At 37.0% G+C, this 19,220-nt stretch carries 15 protein-coding genes; 11 read left to right on the top strand and 4 right to left on the bottom strand.

Features of this window, described 5'->3' with window-relative positions:
* Positions 1-3 precede the first annotated feature (3 nt).
* A complete protein-coding gene (gene msrA, locus N178_RS23130) occupies positions 4-921 on the bottom strand; it encodes a peptide-methionine (S)-S-oxide reductase MsrA (protein WP_045295174.1) in 918 nt (305 codons plus the stop codon).
* Positions 922-1,243: 322 nt separating this feature from the next.
* Between msrA and nhaC the strand changes: the two genes are divergently transcribed.
* Complete coding sequence (gene nhaC / locus N178_RS23125) at positions 1,244-2,650, top strand: Na+/H+ antiporter NhaC (RefSeq protein ID WP_045295172.1); 1,407 nt, start codon at positions 1,244-1,246, stop codon at positions 2,648-2,650.
* Positions 2,651-2,829: 179 nt separating this feature from the next.
* On the opposite strand, the gene N178_RS23120 is transcribed toward nhaC, so the two are convergent.
* Entirely contained in the window at positions 2,830-3,483 is a 654-nt protein-coding gene (locus tag N178_RS23120) for a GntR family transcriptional regulator (protein WP_045295170.1), read from the bottom strand.
* A 364-nt stretch (positions 3,484-3,847) separates the two neighbouring features.
* On the opposite strand from N178_RS23120, the gene N178_RS23115 reads away from it, so the two are divergent.
* From N178_RS23115 to N178_RS23080, 8 genes are all read left to right on the top strand, one after another.
* Positions 3,848-5,218 carry an amino acid permease gene (locus tag N178_RS23115; RefSeq protein WP_045295169.1) on the top strand — a complete coding sequence of 457 codons (1,371 nt, stop codon included), beginning with the start codon at positions 3,848-3,850 and terminating at the stop codon, positions 5,216-5,218.
* Between the two features lie 340 nt (positions 5,219-5,558).
* Positions 5,559-6,560 carry an acyltransferase family protein gene (locus N178_RS23110; RefSeq protein ID WP_045295167.1) on the top strand — a complete coding sequence of 334 codons (1,002 nt, stop codon included), beginning with the start codon at positions 5,559-5,561 and terminating at the stop codon, positions 6,558-6,560.
* Between the two features lie 25 nt (positions 6,561-6,585).
* Complete coding sequence (locus N178_RS23105; protein ID WP_033578796.1) at positions 6,586-7,461, top strand: peptidylprolyl isomerase; 876 nt, start codon at positions 6,586-6,588, stop codon at positions 7,459-7,461.
* A gap of 30 nt (positions 7,462-7,491) precedes the next feature.
* Positions 7,492-7,650: a hypothetical protein gene (locus tag N178_RS26825; protein WP_155017217.1), complete on the top strand. Its 159-nt coding sequence runs from the start codon at positions 7,492-7,494 to the stop codon at positions 7,648-7,650.
* Between the two features lie 178 nt (positions 7,651-7,828).
* Positions 7,829-8,503, top strand: a complete 675-nt coding sequence (locus N178_RS23100; RefSeq protein ID WP_028413601.1) for a response regulator transcription factor — start codon at positions 7,829-7,831, stop codon at positions 8,501-8,503.
* Positions 8,493-9,920 (top strand): sensor histidine kinase, encoded by a 1,428-nt coding sequence (locus N178_RS23095; RefSeq protein WP_045295165.1) that lies wholly within the window; start codon positions 8,493-8,495, stop codon positions 9,918-9,920. Before N178_RS23100 ends, N178_RS23095 begins: the two co-directional genes overlap by 11 nt.
* A gap of 516 nt (positions 9,921-10,436) precedes the next feature.
* On the top strand, positions 10,437-11,801 hold the full coding sequence (locus N178_RS23085; RefSeq protein ID WP_045295161.1) for an allantoinase: 1,365 nt from the start codon (positions 10,437-10,439) through the stop codon (positions 11,799-11,801).
* 528 nt (positions 11,802-12,329) lie between these two features.
* Complete coding sequence (locus N178_RS23080; RefSeq protein WP_029714107.1) at positions 12,330-13,820, top strand: peptide MFS transporter; 1,491 nt, start codon at positions 12,330-12,332, stop codon at positions 13,818-13,820.
* 27 nt (positions 13,821-13,847) lie between these two features.
* On the opposite strand, the gene N178_RS23075 is transcribed toward N178_RS23080, so the two are convergent.
* Entirely contained in the window at positions 13,848-14,252 is a 405-nt protein-coding gene (locus N178_RS23075; protein ID WP_045295159.1) for a hypothetical protein, read from the bottom strand.
* Between the two features lie 498 nt (positions 14,253-14,750).
* Here N178_RS23075 and N178_RS23070 point away from each other — a divergent pair, with 498 nt between their 5' ends.
* Both N178_RS23070 and N178_RS23065 read left to right on the top strand, forming a co-directional pair.
* Positions 14,751-16,460, top strand: coding sequence for an NAD-dependent malic enzyme (locus N178_RS23070; protein WP_045295157.1), 1,710 nt, complete (start codon positions 14,751-14,753; stop codon positions 16,458-16,460).
* A gap of 143 nt (positions 16,461-16,603) precedes the next feature.
* Complete coding sequence (locus N178_RS23065) at positions 16,604-17,947, top strand: 2-hydroxycarboxylate transporter family protein (protein ID WP_045295156.1); 1,344 nt, start codon at positions 16,604-16,606, stop codon at positions 17,945-17,947.
* Between the two features lie 48 nt (positions 17,948-17,995).
* Here N178_RS23065 and N178_RS23060 read toward each other — a convergent pair whose 3' ends face one another.
* Positions 17,996-18,817 (bottom strand): Cof-type HAD-IIB family hydrolase, encoded by an 822-nt coding sequence (locus tag N178_RS23060; RefSeq protein WP_045295154.1) that lies wholly within the window; start codon positions 18,815-18,817, stop codon positions 17,996-17,998.
* Between the last annotated feature and the right edge of the window lie 403 nt (positions 18,818-19,220).

Raw genomic sequence — 19,220 nt, 5'->3', positions numbered from 1 at the left:
GCATCAAAACAAAATTAAAAAATCTTCATAGCCTTCTTCTTTAAGCTTCTCTTTTGGAATAAAGCGCAGAGCCGCGGAATTCACTTGATAGTATCCGCTGTTTTCTTCTGTTAAAAGTAAACCCAGGTAGTTATCTCCTTCTTTGCTTTTTAGCGCTGTTGAATGCTGCGCCGGCACTCTTTTTATGTTTCCGTATAAGATAGGGCGCTTAAAAATGGGCCAGCCTGTATGAGAAGGAAGCTGATCTGACGTTTTGAACAGTGCTTCTCCAGTTAGAAGGTCAACGTAAATTCCTTGTTTTTTGTTATTCCAATATAAATTTGTAAAAGGAGGTTCGGTACCGTTTTCCTGCGTAACAAAATATTGCATAGGCGTTAGGATCTTTTTAAGGTAAGAGCGGTCCTTGGGCCAATGCTGCGTCAGAAAATCAGTGCGCCCCGAGCCTTCTTTGTATAATTTATAGTGAAATGCATTTTTTCGATAATAATCCTGATGCTGCTCTTCGGCTTCGTAAAAAGAAGAAAAAGGTAAAATAGGTGTGACGATAGGATTGTTAAAACGTCCGCTTTGGGCAAGCTTTCTTTTAGAATCGAGAGCCGCTTCTTTTTGCTTTTCGTTATGATAAAAAATGATGGCTCGATACGATGGTCCGCGGTCTGAAAACTGTCCGGCGGAATCCGTAGGGTCAATTTGCTGCCAATACAGATTAAGCAGATCTTCAAACGTAATTTGAGAAGGATTCCATACAATTTGCACGGCCTCTACGTATTCGTTTTCCTTTTCTACAAGAGCAGAAGCTTTAGAAGTGATTTGTTTATCTCTAGCGTAGCCCGAGCGGATACTGCTTATTCCTGTAAGCTGATCAAAAGGAGCGACCATGCACCAAAAGCATCCTCCTGCAAACGTTGCATATTCTTTCATATTACTTTCCTCTTTTCGTTGAATAAAATAAATGAAAATATATTTATATATTAAAATGTATAAACAAACAGAAAGCGCTTTATAATGAGTCTTGTAAGAAAGCACATTCTTATGGTATTATGACCACTGGATAAAAGAAAATGGCTTATTGTTTACGCGAGTATCCTTATTTTATGTTCTTAAAAAGATGCAGTTTATTGTTTAAGTACTCATAGAAATACATATGTTGGAGCAGTAAGAGGAACAATTAAAAAATAAGGACGTTTTGCTCTTAAACGATACCACATTCCAGAATCTACATACCAGTTTAGGAGGAGCTAGTTTGAACACAACCCGTTTACCATCTATGTGGGAAATAATGATTGTGCTTGCTTTATTTTTAGCTGTTGTTATTTCATTTGCAACTGTTTTTAATTTACCTATTCAGCTCGCTTTATTTATTTCATGGTTTATTGTTATGGCGCTAGGAGTACGACTTGGGTATACGTATAATCAGCTGCAAGGGGCCATTACAAGAGGAATATCAAACGGCCTAGAAGCTATTTTAATTTTATTAGCCGTCGGTACGTTAATTGGAACATGGATTGCCGGAGGAGTTGTTCCTTCTCTTATTTATTTTGGATTAGAGTTTATTAATCCAACATTCTTTTTACTTGCTACACTTATCATTTGCTCTATTACCTCGATTTCAACAGGAACATCTTGGGGAACGGTTGGTACAGCCGGAATCGCGATGATGGGAATCGGACAAGGCCTAGGTATGCCGCTTCCGTTAGTAGCTGGAGCTGTGATTTCAGGAGCTTATTTTGGAGACAAGCTTTCTCCTCTTTCTGACAGTACCATTTTATCTGCGTCAATGGCTCGAGTGAATGTTATTGATCACGTAAAAGCAATGTTAGTGTTGGATATTCCTGCTTACCTCATTACAGCAGTATTATTTACGGTAACAGGTTTTATGTATGGGGGAAAAGATTTTGATGCTGGACGGGTAGAAGAATTAAAATCTTCGCTGTTGGATACATTCCATATCAGCGGGTGGATGCTGATTCCGGCATTGGCTGTCATTGTTCTTTTAGCTTTAAAGAAACCTTCTCTTCCAGCAATTGCGATTGGTTCATTATTAGGAATTATATGGGCAGTTGTCTTTCAACATATGGATGTGGCGAGCGCATTTAATACGGCTTATGAAGGATTTAAAATTAATACCGACAACACATTTTTAAGTGAGCTGTTAAATCGTGGCGGAATTTTAAGTATGGTAGGTTCCATTATTGTCATTATTTTTGGACTAGGATTTGGCGGGTTATTAGATGAGCTCGGCGTCTTAGAAGTCCTGCTATCTAAATTTGAAAAAATTCTTGTCAATTCAGGAAACGTTACGGCTTCTACTATTTTCGTTGGGTTATTAGGAAATATATTTGGTTGTGCGATGTATGTTTCATTAATTTTAACACCGAAAATTATGGAGAAAAGTTATGATAAGTTAAGAATACAGCGTCTGGTGCTTGCCCGTAACTCAGAAGTAGGGGGAACCTTAACTTCTGGAATGGTTCCGTGGACGGATAACGGTGTATTTCTAGCTACAACGCTTGGAATTTCTACATTCGCTTATCTGCCGTTTATGTGGCTCAGTTTTGTCTCTATTATTTTAGCGATTATTTACGGATATACAGGGAAATTCATTTGGTACGTAAAAGAAGAAAAGCAGCGTTCTGCTATAGCAAAATAAAAGAGGCTGGGACAAAAGTGTTTTAGTTAAAGAAAAATCCGAACGATGAATTAAGATTCTCAATGAAGAATCAACTTCGTTCGGATTTTTTTATTGGTATGATAAACGTAGGTTTCATGTATTTCGTTGCTTCTAGCTGTTGATTGAATTGATTTAGTTATGTCTCGATCTCTTTTTAATCAAATCATTTCTGGATATTCGATTTTCCAATGAACATTTTGAAGGTAAAGCTGAACATCCGCCTTTTTTTTCTGCTGCAGAAGTTTCAGAATATGTCGGTGATGTTCATTCATTACATGTAAAATGGCGTATAGCTCTTTATTGTCATCGCTAAAGTACGTTTGTCTGATGAATCCGTCTTGTAAAGACATAAGCTGTTCTTTTAAGGCCACATTATTGCATCGGTTCAAATAGACTCGATGAAAATACGTTTGATATTTTTGATAATCCTGATAATTTTCTAATTCAATCGAAACATCGATTTTTTTAATAAGCTCATCCATCTTCGTAAAATCTTCTTCCGTTAAGTGATCAATCGACAGGGCAGCTGCCAGACCATCTAAAGCACCGACGATTTCAAATACTTCTAGTTTTTTTTGTGTATCAATTTCTTTTACAGTAAACCCTCTGCGCGGTCTGTATTCTAATAGGTTGTCTGAAGCTAATTTAATAAGCGCTTCTCTTACAGGCGTTCGGCTGACATTCAGCTGAGAACAAATACTGGCTTCATTTATTTTGTCGTTAGGCAGCAGTGTACCTTCTTGAATTTGACTTGCTATGTAGTTATATACATGATCTTTTAATGAATGATAAATCATAGGCCCCTTGTTCATTGTTTCCCCCTAAAATAAATATCGCATCAGCCGTTCTTTCTCTTCATGTCATGATGATGAAAGAGTATAAAAATAGCGTGAAAGAACGTACAGGTGTAAAAATAATCATATCATATCACTTCATTTAATCTTAGTTAGAATATAAAAAATAGAATTATTGAAATATTTTTTACTATTGATTGTTGTAAAAAATCTGAAAAATGATATAATCGTAAAAAGATTTAAGAAGTGTATATTGTATACAATATACAAAATTTGTACATATCGAAGAAATAGAGCCTACTCCTGCAGAGAAGAGACTATAGAGAATATGCAAATAAACCAAGTTTTTGGATGGGTTTACTACAAAAAAAGGAGGTACACAATGGGAGAGAATACAACATCTATGAATCAGTTACAAAGAAAAATGAAAAGCCGTCATTTATTTATGATTTCTCTTGGCGGTGTTATCGGTACGGGGTTGTTTCTTAATTCAGGCTATACAATTAATGCAGCAGGTCCAGGGGGAACACTCCTTGCTTATTTAATCGGTGGATTAATTATGTATTTAGTCATGATATGTCTAGGGGAACTAAGCGTAGCAATGCCTGTGTCAGGATCATTTCAAGTATACGCTACAAAGTTTATCGGGCCAGGTACTGGTTTTGCGGTTGGCTGGCTCTACTGGCTGACTTGGGTGGTATCTGTCGGTTCGGAGTTTACAGCGTCTGGATTGCTTATGCAAAGATGGTTTCCTGACGTTTCGGTTTGGATATGGAGCGCGCTGTTTGCTCTTTTATTATTTGGTTTAAATGCAACATCTGTACGTTTTTTCGGCGAAACAGAATTTTGGTTTTCAAGTATTAAAGTATTAACGATTATTGTATTTATTATTTTAGGCGCAGCAGCGATGTTTGGATTCATTCCTCTTAGCGGTCATGAAAAAGCGCCGATGCTTTCTCATTTTACAGGAGAGGGCGGTTTATTTCCAAATGGACTTATGCCTGTATTAATTACCATGGTTTCCGTTAGCTTTGCTTTTTCGGGAACAGAATTAATTGGTATTACGGCAGGAGAAACAGAGGATCCGGAAAAGAACATACCTCGAGCAATTAAAAATATCATTTGGCGTACGTTCTTCTTCTTTATTGGCGCCATGTTTGTACTATCTGGGTTGATTTCGTGGAAACAAGCAGGAGTATTAGAAAGTCCTTTTGTGACGGTATTTGATCAAATAGGTATTCCTTACGCAGCAGATATTATGAACTTGGTTATTTTAACAGCTTTATTATCAAACGCTAATGCAGGATTATATGCATGTTCGAGAATGCTATGGTCATTATCTGATCAAAAAATGGTCAGCACTTGGTTAGGGAAAGTAACGTCTAAAGGAGTTCCATTTAATTCGTTGCTTATCAGCATGGGAGTGGCATGTCTGTCCTTGCTGTCAAGCGTGGTTGCACCAACTACTGTTTACTTAGTATTAGTTTCTATTTCTGGATTTGCGGTGGTAGCTGTATGGATGGCTATTGCAGCTTCTCATTTTATGTTTAGAAGACGCTATATTAAAGAAGGAAATGATGTATCAAAGCTTGTTTACAAAGCACCTTTATATCCTCTTGTTCCTATTTTAGCATTTGTGTTATGTTTTGCTGCTTGTGTAGGACTGGCTTTTGATAAGAGTCAGCGCATTGCATTATACTGCGGTATCCCGTTTGTCCTTTTTTGTTACTTGTTTTATTATTTAGAAAAATAAAAAAGGAAACGGAAAAAACGAAAGTCAGCCTATAGCAAAATAAAAAGCAGAAGACCTAGGTCTTCTGCTTTTTTTTGCATACAAAAACACCCTATCCATCCGTACTGGTTAAGTGTCCCGCAACAAGCGAAATTGAATTGGATAGGGTGCGTATCTATATAGTAGAGAAAGAGGCGCCATTTGTCAAACTTATTTAGCGGCACCCTACTTAAAAATAGAAAAAAGAAAGGTTTTCACTGTTTTTTCATTTTCACTATGTATAGTAAGGAATGTAAAGAAAAGATATTCGCAGCAGCACGTCGTACAAATCCATAGAACGCAAAAGAAAGGAGGAAGTCAAATGGCTAAGCGGGATGCGTATTTTGATAACGTAAAATTTATCTTAATTGTACTGGTAGTGTTTGGCCATTTGTTAACTCCCTTCATCAATGATGAACAGTGGTTACGAACACTCTACATATTTATTTACACTTTTCATATGCCAGCATTTATTTTAATAAGCGGATATTTTGCAAAGGGATACCGAAAGAAAGGATATATGTGGAAGATGGCGAAGAAAGTATTGTTTCCTTATATTATCTTTCAACTTATCTATGCGGTATATGATTATAAGCTGTATGATGAATCGTCATTCGAAGTTTCAGTATTTCAGCCAGCTTGGTCACTGTGGTTTTTACTAAGTTTATTTTGTTGGAATGCGATGCTGTTTATTTTTACAAAGATCAAATATCCTTTAGCCGTCGCGGCAGCGTTAGGAATTATGATTGGCTTATGTGAACCGCTAGAAACAACGTTAAGTCTTTCTAGAACATTTGTATTCTTTCCCTTCTTCTTAGCAGGGTTTTATATGAAAAAAGAACATTTTAAAAAATTGACGTCTGTTTCTTGTAAGAAAGTAGCTGGAGGCACATTGCTGATTATTGCTCTGTGGATCCAATATGTAGCACCGGATTTTGAGAAGGAGTGGCTATTTGGTTCAAAATCTTATGCCTCCTTAGGTGTAAATCAAGTAGAGGGAATGATTATTCGTACGCTATTTTATAGCATCAGCTTAGCAATGACGGTTTCCTTTCTAGCTTTGATCCCTACACAGACGATGTCTTTTACATCTCGAGGTGCTCAAACCTTTTATGTGTATTTGCTACATGGATTTCTGATTAAATATATTCGCTTATCTTCTTTTGGAGACTGGATAGAAAGTGTACAAGGATACAGCATTCTTTTGATTGGAGCTTGTGGAGTGGCGTGGTTGTTGTCGAGTAAATACGTATCTACGATTGCAAGGCCTTTAATTGAGCTTAAACCGTTACCAACGCGCAAAAGTTTAAGTTTAGGTAAGTAATGAGAAATGGAAAAGGAGTTTAATGATGTCTAAAAACAAAATAATTATGATTATTGCAGCCGTTGTCATTATTGCTGCAGTAGCTATTGGTGCCGTAGCAATGAATAAATCAAAGGTAGTTGCTACCGTTGGTGATGAAAAAATCACAAAAGATCAGCTGTATGATGCTCTTCTTGCTCAAGGAGGATCAAGCGTCCTTGATTCACTAATCGAACAAAAAGTCATTTCAAAAGAAGCAGCTAAACAAAATATTAAAGTAACCGATAAAGAAATTAATGCTGAATTAGAAAACCTTAAAAGTCAGTACGGGGGAGAGGATGCACTAAATCAAGCATTAGCATCTAGCGGTGTAAAATTGTCAGAGCTGAAAAAAGATTTAAAGACGAATATTGAAGCAAAAAAAATGGTCGAGTCGACTATTAATATTAAAGATAGTGAAATGAAATCGTACTTTAATCAAAATAAAGATTCACTAGCTACAGAAGCACAGGTGAAAGCTAGCCACATCTTAGTAGCAGACGAAAAAACAGCAAAAGAAGTAAAGGCAAAGCTTGATAAAGGAGAAGATTTTGCGAAGCTAGCAAAAGAATATTCAACGGATACAGCTTCTAAATCAGATGGCGGAAACCTTGGATACTTCAAAAAAGGTGATATGGTCGAAGCTTTTGCCAACAAAGCATTTTCAATGAAGGTAAATGAAGTAAGTGATCCTGTTAAAACAGAATACGGTTATCACATTATTAAAGTAACAGGCAAAAAAGAAGCGCAAAAAGCAACATATGAAAATAGCAAAGCAAAAATCAAGCAAACGCTGCTTGATCAAAAATACCAAACAGAGTATCCAACATGGTTACAAAAGCTAAAGAAAAAGTATGATATTACAAACAAACTTGATTCGTAAATAATACCTTAACGAAATGAGGGGATGGATATGAAACAAACAGCGTCTTATAGCAAATTAGAAAAAATCGTCGAACAATTGAAGCACAGAGGTGTACGAGCTGAAATATGCCGGCGTGTTGTAAAGGTCACAGAAACTGTTAATGGATCAAATCCTTCATATTCAAATCAAATCGTTAGTCATTCATAAAAGTACAAAAGACGCGAACTGCTGAACAGCAGTTCACGCCCATTCTTAATACAGGTAGGGAAAATTAAAATGAAAAGTGATCAGTAGAGGCAGCTTGTTTCTGCTGATTCTTTTTGTATAATAAAGTAAACAAAAGGATGCAGGGAAATGTATCAAATGAAGGAAGGAGTTACGCAGAATGAATGTACTGCTAGCAGAAGATGATTTGCAGCTAGGTGAATTAGTTAGTTATATGCTGAAGAAAAAAGGAGGCTATAACGTCGAATGGGTGACGGAAGGGAATGATGCATATGATTATGCATCTGAAGCGCATTATGATGTGTTAATTCTTGACTGGATGATGCCCAATGGAGACGGAATCGATGTATGTAAACGTCTAAGAAAAGAAGGATACGCCGGAGCTATTCTTATGTTAACAGCAAAGGATGCGGTTCAAGATCGTATACAAGGCTTAGATGCGGGAGCGGATGATTACGTTATTAAGCCATTTGAAATTGACGAGCTGCTTGCAAGGCTTCGCGCTTTGGCTCGTCGTAATTATGCACCAATCTTAGAAGAAGAAGTAGAGATTGCAAGCATGATATTAAAAAGAGCAAGTCAAACCGTGCAGTTTGACGAGGAGTTTATTCAATTAAGTCCTCGTGAATTTCAACTGCTAGATTTTTTAGTAAAAAACAAAGGACAAGTTCTTTCTCGAGATATTATTTTAGACAGGGTATGGGGATATGAATCAGATGTTTCGATTAAAACGATTGATGCGACGGTTAAACTTTTGCGAAAAAAACTAGAGAAATTCAACAAACAAGATCTTATTCAAAGCATTCGTGGAGTAGGCTACAAAATTGAAAGCTAAACTTCTTACGAGGGCTAAACAGAAAGTAAAACAAAAAGTAAAACAAGATTTATTCAGCCAGACGCAAAATCGTTTAACATTCCGATACAGCGCATTGCTAATGCTGTTTCTGCTTTTATTCGTATTTATTGTTTATGCATTGGTGTATGTGGTTGTATCCAATAGTCAACAGCAAAACTTAAATAGCATGTTAAAACAAGAGTCTCGAATTGTCCAAAGCATCTTAATTAAACAAGCGGTAAACAGCTCGAATCAACAGTCGAAAGAAGAGTACAAAAACATTGTCGTAGCCGGTGAAGACCAGTTTTTTTATTATGTCATCAGTCCTGAAGGGGACCTTATTATGGGCAACGAAGCGAGTGAGCGTCTTCGCTCTACCTTGTTAGATTTAATTGATGGATGGATCCCTATTGAAAATGAGGTGCGAAAAGAACGAATAAAAGCCCCACGTCCTAGTTTTGAACACATTGAAGGAGTAAAAGGGCAAAACGGAGAAGGCAAAATAGATATTGATTTAATGATGGCGGGGGAACCTATTTTTTATAAAGGTCAATTTTTAGGGATGCTTTATATTGGAAAAGACGTTTCGTTTCTTTATCAGCTGTTAAAGTGGCTCCTCATTATTATGCTGAGCCTTACCGTACTGTTTGTAGGAGTAGCCATTTATATCAGCCGCTTAATGTCAAAACGTGCGATGGTCCCAATTGAAACAGCTTTCCAAAAGCAAAAAGAGTTTGTGGCGGATGCATCCCATGAGTTAAGAACGCCGCTTAGCGTTATGCTTTCTTCTATTAACGCTTTAGAAATGCAGGAGGAAGTAACAGAAGATCCTTTCTCTAAAAAATTAATTAATAATATGAAAGCTGAAGTGAAGCGGATGACGAGTCTCGTCAGTGATTTACTTACGCTTGCACGCTCAGATTCTAATAAAGTAGAAAAAGCAATGATGCCATTTGATATTACAGATGCGGTACAAAAGGTAATGGAATCGGTTGAAACTCTAGCGATTTCCAAACATATTGATTTGCAGTTAGATACGCCCGAAAAATTAGTCGTAACTGGAGATCAAGAGCGTCTAACTCAGCTGATTTACATTTTGTTAGACAATGCTATTAAATATACGACTCCTCATGGAAGTGTAAACATTCAAGTGGTTCAGCATGGGAGTGAATGTATATTAAAAGTACGTGATACAGGGGTTGGAATTCATCCCGACGAAAAGGATCGAATCTTTGACCGCTTTTATCGTGCTGATAAATCCCGATCCCGTCAAATGGGAGGTCACGGGCTAGGCCTAGCAATCGCTAAATGGATTGTAGAAACACATAAAGGAAAAATTGACGTAGAAAGCGAACAAGAAAAAGGAAGTACATTTACAGTAAGGCTGCCAATGTCACAAAAAGTAAAAAAGAGTTAAAAGACGCTGTGACAAAATTAGCTGAAGGAAGATCCGAACGAGCTTGATTCTTGATTGGGAATCAAACTCGTTCGGATTTTTTATGGTTAGAGTGGACGTAGGCTTCATGTATGCAGTTGCTTCTAGCTGTGGATTGGAGGGCAAGGCGAAAAACTCCTGCGAGAAAAACGAAATAGGTGAGCCCCCGCAGAAAGCGAAGGGTTGCACGGAAATCAATAGCAGGGTCACAAGCAATTATACTAGCTCATTTATCCAATTTGTTCGTCCATTGATTTAGTTATGTCGCAACCTCTTTTTAATTAGGGAAAGTGACCAAATGAAAAAAAGTTAAGACAAGATGGTGGATAAAAAAATCAGATAATTCAGTTATATTTCCTGACTTAATAATCAGTCTGTGTGTCAGGGTTCTTTACAATGATAAAGACTTTTTAAAGGAAACAGTGCATGATAGAACAATAGCAGACTACTTCGTTTAATAAAAAGATGAAGTAATTAAGTAAAGGAGAGTTTGATAACATGTACGATTTAATTATTCGGGATGGTTCGGTCGTATTAGAAGACGAAATAGTAAAAGCGGATATAGGTATTAAAAAAGGAAAGATTGCAGAAATAGCGCAAGGTGTTAGCACACCAGCAAAAAAATACGTAGATGCTAAAGGCAAATATGTTCTGCCTGGAATGATTGATATTCACGTGCATTTCGATGAACCGAGCCGAGACCATTGGGAAGGGTTTGACTACGGTTCAGCATCTATGGCTGCAGGAGGCTGCACTACATATTTTGATATGCCTTTAAACGGCGTTCCTCCTACCGTAACAGAAGCAGCGCTGTGGGAAAAGAAAACGCTGGCTGATCAGAAGTCAGTAGTAGATTATGGTCTATGGGGAGGGTTGGTTCCTGGTAATAAAGAAGAATTAGCTAAAATGGCTCATTCGGGTGTAATAGGTTTTAAAGCATTTATGTCAGAAGCCGGTTCTGAATTTGATTTCTCAGATGACCTCACATTATACGAAGGAATGAAAGAGATTGCGAAACTAAACAAGGTGCTTGCCCTGCATGCTGAAAGAAATGATTTAATACAAAAGCTTGAACAGGCTAAACAGAAGCAAAAGCAAACTGCTATTAAGGATTATTTAGAAACGCGACCTGTTCTAGCAGAAGTAAACGCAGTAAAGCAAGCGCTTGAGTATGGTGGAAAAACAGGATGTCCGCTTCACTTTGTACACATTAGCAGCTATGAAGCCGTGCAGCTTATTACGGAAGCAAAGAAGAATGGGATGAACGTTACGCTGGAAACTTGTCCGCATTATTTGCTTTTTACAGAGGAAGACTTTGAAGAAATTGGGGTAACGGCTAAGTGTGCACCTCCTCTTCGCAGCAGGAGTCAGAAAGAAAAATTATGGGCTTGTATTCAATCAGAGGAAGTAGATATGATTTCTTCAGATCATTCTCCCTGCCCGATTGAGTTAAAGACAGCTCATCAGAATGATTTATTTAAAGTTTGGGGTGGAATATCAGGCGGTCAGTACTCTTTGCAAGCAATGATTAGTGAGGGAGCCATCACTAGAGGGATTTCTCTTTCACACATTTCAAAGCTTGTATCAACCAATCCAGCTAAACGATTCGGTTTATATCCTAAAAAAGGAAGCATTTTGCTAGGATCCGATGCGGATTTGGTTATTGTTGATCTGGATCAAACTGAAAAAGTGACAAAAGAAGGAATGTTTTTCAAACATAAGCACAGTATATATGAAGGAACGGTATTTAATAGCGTTATTTTAACTACCATTAATAGAGGAACGATTGTATACACTAAAGAAGAAGGTGTGTTTCCTCTTCACAAAGGACAAATGGTAAACGGTGAATACGTAAAAATGTAGCTACAGTACAAAAAGAGGTAAAAAATAAACCTTTTATCTCTTTTTTTACATAGAAAAATGAGGATGACTTATATTAAAGGTATTACATAGGTGAAAAAATAGTATCTACTATAACAAAAGAGACATTTTTAAAGAGGGTTTTATTATTTTAAAAAAGTATATTTCCGGTTGAGGGAAGCATAATGAAAAAATAATAAAGCTTCTTTTTTAATATAAAGAAAAAATTCCCAAAAAGAAAAATATTATCTGGTTGTATGAAAAGTAGATAATCATATGCTTTGTAATCAAGGGTTTTGTATAAAAAAAAATTCAAAAAGATATTTTAAGAAAAGAAATCTTGATTTAAAGCTTTTTATAGGTGCAATTTTATAATGGAAAACCGTATTTTATGCACTCATTGTAAAATTCTGATATTGACAGAATCATTTTATAAGAATAAAATTTTCTTGTTTCTATTTTTTTATATCATCATAATTTTTTGACAGTTTTGTCTATGATGGTTTACGGTTGAAAGAGAGGTTAAGGAATATGTCGGTAGAGAGAGAAAAAGTGTATGAAACAGTTCCTCAAAAAGGATTCTTCGGACATCCTAAAGGGTTATTTACCTTGTTCTTTACAGAATTCTGGGAGCGTTTTTCATACTATGGAATGCGTGCGCTACTTGTATTGTACATGTACGATACAATTGCAAATGGTGGATTAGGAATGGAACAAGGAACGGCTTTAGCGATCTTTTCTATTTATGGTTCCCTTGTTTATATGTCTGGAATTATTGGCGGTTGGATTGCAGACCGCATTTTAGGTACGTCTAATACGGTGTTTTACGGCGGTATATTTATTATGCTGGGACATTTAGTACTTGCATTGCCAGCAGGTGTAACAGCGCTGTTTATTTCAATGTTCTTAATTATTATTGGAACAGGTTTATTAAAACCCAACGTTTCGAGCGTTGTAGGTGATATGTATAGCCCGACTGATAACCGTCGAGATGCTGGATTTAGTATCTTCTATATGGGTGTAAATGCAGGTGCATTTATCGCACCGCTAGTTGTTTCAACAGTAGGGGAAAAATATAATTATCACTTAGGTTTTGGAATCGCAGCAGTAGGAATGCTTTTAGGTCTAATTGTATTTATGGCTACACGAGGTAAAACCTTAGGTCGTGCAGGTAGACAAGTTCCAAACCCTTTAAAACCAGAAGAACGCAAAAAAGTATTTGGTACTATTGCATTTGCTGTAGTTGTACTTGCTATCTTTATTGTACTGACTTCTTTAGCAGGTATTTTAACAGTTGAAGGCGTTATTTTATTTGTAAGTATTTTAGCGATTGTTATTCCTATTATTTACTTTGTGGTTATGTATAAGAGTCCCAAGACAACAGCTGATGAGCGTTCACGCGTATTGGCTTATATCCCTCTTTTTATTTCTGGAGTAATGTTCTGGGCAATTCAAGAGCAGGGGTCAACAATTTTAGCAACGTATGCAAAAGATCATACACAGCTAACGTATGGCGGCTTTAAAATTCCAGTTGGCTGGTTCCAATCGTTAAATCCGTTATTCATTATTATATTTGCCCCAGTTTTTGCAGCGATTTGGGTGAAATTAGGAAACAGACAGCCTTCTACACCAAAGAAGTTTTCATTAGGACTATTATTTGCAGGACTTTCTTTCCTTGTTATGGTTATTCCAGCTAGTATTCATGGAAATGAAACGTTAGCGAGCCCGCTTTGGTTAGTGCTAAGCTTCTTCTTAGTTGTAGTTGGAGAGCTTTGTTTATCACCAGTAGGGTTATCAACTACAACAAAATTAGCACCTGCAGCGTTTTCTGCTCAAACGATGAGTTTATGGTTCTTAACAAGCGCAGCGGCGCAGGCAATCAACGCTCAGCTTGTTCAATACTATGAAAACATTTCGCAAGTTGTTTATTTTGCTGCATTGGGTGGAGTGTCGGTCATTTTAGGTGTAATCGTGCTAATGATTTCGCCAAAAATTCAGCGTTTAATGAAAGGTGTTCAATAAGAAAAACCGTCCTTAAGGACGGTTTTTTTATGATTTATTTGAAAAAATATTCATGAAGGAGGCGTAGGTCTGATCGTCCTCACCCTCATAGAACGCAAGATTTAAAAGTCTGTTAAGTTCGTTTGTTGATTTTTCAGTTTCTGCAATAATTTGATGCATATGAGCAATCTTAGACATAGATCCGTTGCCATGAGCATTTTTGATTTGATTTAATGTTAAATGAAGCGATAAGACCTCTCGGCGGAGAGCTTGTCTTAATTCAGAAGAAGCAGGGATAAAAAAGCGTTTATAAAAATAACTGGCTTCTTCAAACACCAATTCTCCATTTTCTAGCTCTTTAACCGCAATTTCTTTAATCTCTTGATCGTCTAATCGACTGGCCGCTTCTTCGATAAGAAATCCAAAAATAATAGCTGTGTCTGGTTTTAACATACAATAACCTCCATTATTATAAAAAAGAACTATGTAATTTATATGTATAGATAGAAAGGAAAGAATATTCATAGTAATTCATTAATCAGCATAGACAAAAAAATAAAAAATATTCTTTTATAGGCAAACTAAAATTATTTCAAAATAAATTTTTTATAATTAAACATTTTTTCCATATTAAAGGATTATTTTGGCTTTCAAAAAGAGATGAATAGAATAAAGAGGGTTCTTAGTACCTATATAAAAAGAAAATTGATAAAAGATATTAAATTCAGAAATTTCTACCTCTTTATAACTAAAAAATTGCTCTACTAAAATAGTTGACAGCAGAAATAGATAGGCATAAAATATACTATTGTCAAATGAATTAGCAAGCTATTCATAAAAAGTTAACGGACATTTGAATAATATGAGTAATATCCATATAAGGTATCAATTACTTAAATCTAACCAACTTGTATGCTTGTCATACAAGTCTACAGAAAGGAAGATCGTCGTATGCGCAACGTATTTTTTGCAGATAATGAAACAATTGAAACGACTTTACGTGGGAAAGAAATTTTAGGAGCTCCAATGTTAAACAAAGGAGTAGCTTTTACAAAAGAAGAGCGTAAAACGTTAGGATTAGAAGGTTTACTTCCTCCAATGACTTTAACTTTAGATGAGCAGGCAAAACGTGCATATGAGCAATTTTTAGCTCAGGCAGATAACCTTGGTAAGAATGTGTATTTAAACGATTTACAGAACCGTAATGCTGTATTATTTTATCGTTTATTGCAAGATCACTTAAAAGAAATGCTTCCGGTTGTTTATACACCAACAGTTGGACAAGCAATCCAAGAATACAGCCATGAATATCGCCGTCCGGGGGGCGTATACTTGTCAATCGATAATGTAGAAGGCATTGAAGAAGCTCTTAAAAATATCGATGCAAATAGTGAAGACATTGATTTAATGGTTATTACAGATTCAGAAAGTATTTTAGGAATTGGTGACTGGGGCGTTGGCGGTATTAATATTGCTATCGGTAAATTAGCCGTGTACACAGCTGCAGCAGGAATTGATCCAAGCAGAGTACTTCCAGTTGTTCTTGATGTAGGAACAAACAATGAAAAATTATTAAATGATCCTTTATATATCGGAAACCGTCATGAACGTATCCGCGGTGAACGCTATGATCATTTCGTAGATCAATTCATTTCAAAATCTCTTGAAATATTCCCTAATGCACTGTTACACTGGGAAGACTTCGGTAACGTAAATGCTCGTAACATTATTAACAAGTACGGAAAAGAAATTCTAACGTTTAATGATGATATTCAAGGAACAGGTGCCGTGACGCTTGCCGCTATTTTCTCAGCAGTTCAAGTGTCTAAAATGCCGCTTCGTGACCACCGTGTTTTAATCTTTGGACCAGGTACAGCAGGTATCGGTATTGCAGATCAAGTACGTGATGCAATGGTATTAGACGGGATCACAGAAGATGAAGCATACAAAAACTTCTGGGCAGTCGATTTTCGAGGTCTTTTAACAGATGATATGGACGACTTATTAGGTTTCCAAACGCCTTATGCCCGAAAAGCAGAAGAAGTGAAGGACTGGAACCGTGAAGAAGACAAAATTTCTCTTTTAGAAGTTGTCAGACAAGTTAAGCCGACAATCTTAATTGGTACGTCTGGTGTAGCGGGCGCATTCTCAGAAGAAATCGTAAAAGAAATGGCGAAGCATGTAGAACGCCCAGCTATTTTACCAATGTCAAATCCAACTCCGCTTGCGGAAGCTACTCCTGAAAATCTATTAAATTGGACAGAAGGAAAAGCACTTGTAGCAACTGGCAGTCCGTTTGAACCAGTTAACTACGATGGTGTAGAATATGAAATTGGTCAATCTAATAATGCTTTTGTCTTCCCAGGTCTTGGTCTTGGATCAATCGTGGTAAAAGCAGAAGTTATTACAGACAGCATGTTCGCAGCATGTGCACACGCTGTAGCTCAAATGGTAGACAGCAGCAAACCAGGCGCTTCATTACTACCACGCGTAGAAGAATTACGTGAAGTATCATATAACGTTGCTTTAGCGGTTGCTAACGCAGCAATTAAAGATGGCGTTGCAAAAGAAATTCCAGCAGATGTTAAAGCGGCAGTAAAAGCAGCAATGTGGGAACCAACATACAAAGAAATTAAAGCTTTAGAAACAGTAAATGCTTAATTTTTAGATAGAAAAAGCACAGCTTCTGAAAAAAGAAGCTGTGCTTTTTTTAGTTACAAAAAGAATTCTTAAGTTACATAACGTATATAGTTTTTTAAAACTTGTGTATGATTCTCTATATTAGAACCACAGGGGGTTATGAGATGAATACAGCACGTAAATTGGAAACGTTTACTCAAGATTCACAGCCTGAAAATAAGGGTTTTTGGAACCGAATCAACAATATTAAAATAGGAGTTATTCCTCTGCCACTATACGTTTTACTTGCATTAATTGTATATGGCGCGGCCGTTTACAACGAGCTTCCTCCAGATATGATTGGCGGATTTGCGATTATTATGGTAATGGGAATGCTGCTTGGTGATTTAGGATTAAAAATTCCGATTTTAAAAGATATTGGCGGACCAGCTATTTTATCACTGCTTGTACCTTCCGTATTAGTTTTTTATAATGTTTTAAATCCCGCGTCTATGGAAGCGGTAACAACTTTGATGAAAACATCAAACTTTTTATACCTTTATATTTCTTGTTTAGTAGCCGGAAGTATTCTTGGTATGAACCGTAAAGTTTTAATTCAAGGCTTTACACGTATGTTCGTACCGCTTGTATTAGGTACGCTAGTCGCTGTAGCTGCAGGTGTAGCTGTTGGGATGTTATTTGGTTATGGAGCAAAACATACATTTTTCTATATTGTTGTACCAATTATTGGAGGAGGGATTGGTGAAGGTATTTTACCGCTCTCACTTGCTTATTCTCAAATTTTAGGTAGTTCAGCCGAATCTTTTGTGTCGCAAATGATTCCAGCTGCTGTTATTGGAAACATCGTTGCTATCGTATGTGCTGGCTTAATGAAACGTCTAGGAGAGAAAAAGCCAGAATTAACAGGTAATGGAGTTCTTGTGAAGACAAAAGGCGGAGATGGCATCTCAGAAGATACAAATATCAAGAAACCGGTAGATTTTTCGTTAATGGGCGCAGGTCTTTTAATTGCATGTAGTTTCTTTATTTTCGGAGGCTTGGCACATAAATTTTTAGGAATTCCAGGTCCAGTTTTAATGATCGTAGCGGCAACGCTAGTCAAATGTTTACAAGTAATGCCTGCTAAGATGGAGCAAGGTGCTTACCATATGTACAAATTCATTTCTACGAGCTTAACATGGCCGTTAATGGTAGGGCTAGGAATTTTGTATATTCCTCTTGAAGATGTAGTGAAAATTGTGACACCAGGTTATGTAGTCGTATGTGCAGCAGTTGTCATTGCTATGGTAGCAACGGGTTATTTTGTAGGTAAAATGATGAAAATGCATCCAGTGGATGCTGCAATTGTAACCGGCTGTCACAGCGGTTTAGGAGGTACGGGAGACGTAGCGATTTTATCAGCTTCCAACCGTATGTCACTTATGCCATTTGCTCAAGTAGCAACAAGACTTGGAGGCGCTTCCACAGTTATTTTAGCTACGCTTCTTATGAAACTTTTAGGAGTATAAAATCAAAACAAAAAAGCAGTTCGTGTCATGCGAGCTGCTTTTTTTGTCTTATGAAATGCTAACAGGTTTTAAAATAAATTCTTCCACAACTTTTGCCACACCGTCGTTCATGTTTGTATCTGTTACGTGGTTGGCTTTTTCTTTAATATCGTCAGGAGCATTTCCCATTGCTACGCCAAGTCCAGCAAATTCAATCATGGCAAGATCATTATAACTGTCGCCAATGGCAATCACTTCATCGCTTGTAATGCCAAGCTGTTGAATTAATAAGTGGAGACTTGTCCCTTTAGTGACGCCTTCTTCTGTAAATTCAAGGAAGTATGGTTTAGAGCGCATTACGCTTAGCTCTCCTTGAAGCTGCTTTTGAAGTTTCTTTTCAACGTGAACCAGCATTTCCGGTTCTGCAAGCATGAGTACTTTTACAACAGGTTCTGTAACGGCATCAGTAAAAGATGAAACAACACGGATCGGCAGACCAGTAATGTCACTTTCAATATCCGTAAATTTATTTTCTACTTCGGTTATAATTTCATCTCCAACGTACGTATGAATTAAAACGCCTTCTTCGCGGCTAATATCGTTAAGACGTGCAACAGTACGCGGAGATAAGGTGCTGCTAAATAGCTCTTCATTTGTTAGGCAATTAATGATTTTTGCCCCATTAAACGATAAAATAAAGCTTCCGTACTTTTCTAATTCTAGCTCTTTTGCGATGTGAACCATTCCGTAAGTTGGTCGTCCAGAAGCAAGTACAACTTTCACTCCTGATTCTTGCGCCTTCATTAAAGCTTCTTTCGTGCGCGGAGAAATAGTGTGATCATCGCATAATAGTGTATCATCCAAATCTAAAACAATCATTTTGTAAGGCATATTTGTAAATTCCCTTCTTCTACTAGACTCATATCTTCATATGGTACTATAAAAAAACGTTTGATTCAATTTAATGATTTTTTGAAAAAAAGAAGCATGCGTATACTTTGTTTGAACTCCTTGTAAGTAGATCAAACAAAGAAATTGAGACATAACGAAGTCACTCGAATTTATAAACGAACAAATGGGATAAATGATCTAGTATGGATGACTTGTTACACCGCTGTTGATTTCCATGCAGGACTTCGCTTTCCGCGGGCGGGAGCTGAGCCTCCTCGTCGCATACGCTCCTGCGGGGTCTCATCCTTCCGCTTTTTCCACAGGAGTCTGCGTCTTGCCCTCCAATCAACAGCTAGAAGCAACTAAACATATGAAAGCTACATTCATTTTAATAATAAAAAAA

Origin of the sequence: Priestia aryabhattai B8W22 (genome assembly GCF_000956595.1) — a bacterium.
Taxonomy (GTDB): Bacteria; Bacillota; Bacilli; order Bacillales; family Bacillaceae_H; genus Priestia; species Priestia aryabhattai.
The sequence above is the reverse complement of the archived record's forward strand: the minus strand, read 5'-3'. Positions and strand labels throughout refer to the sequence as shown.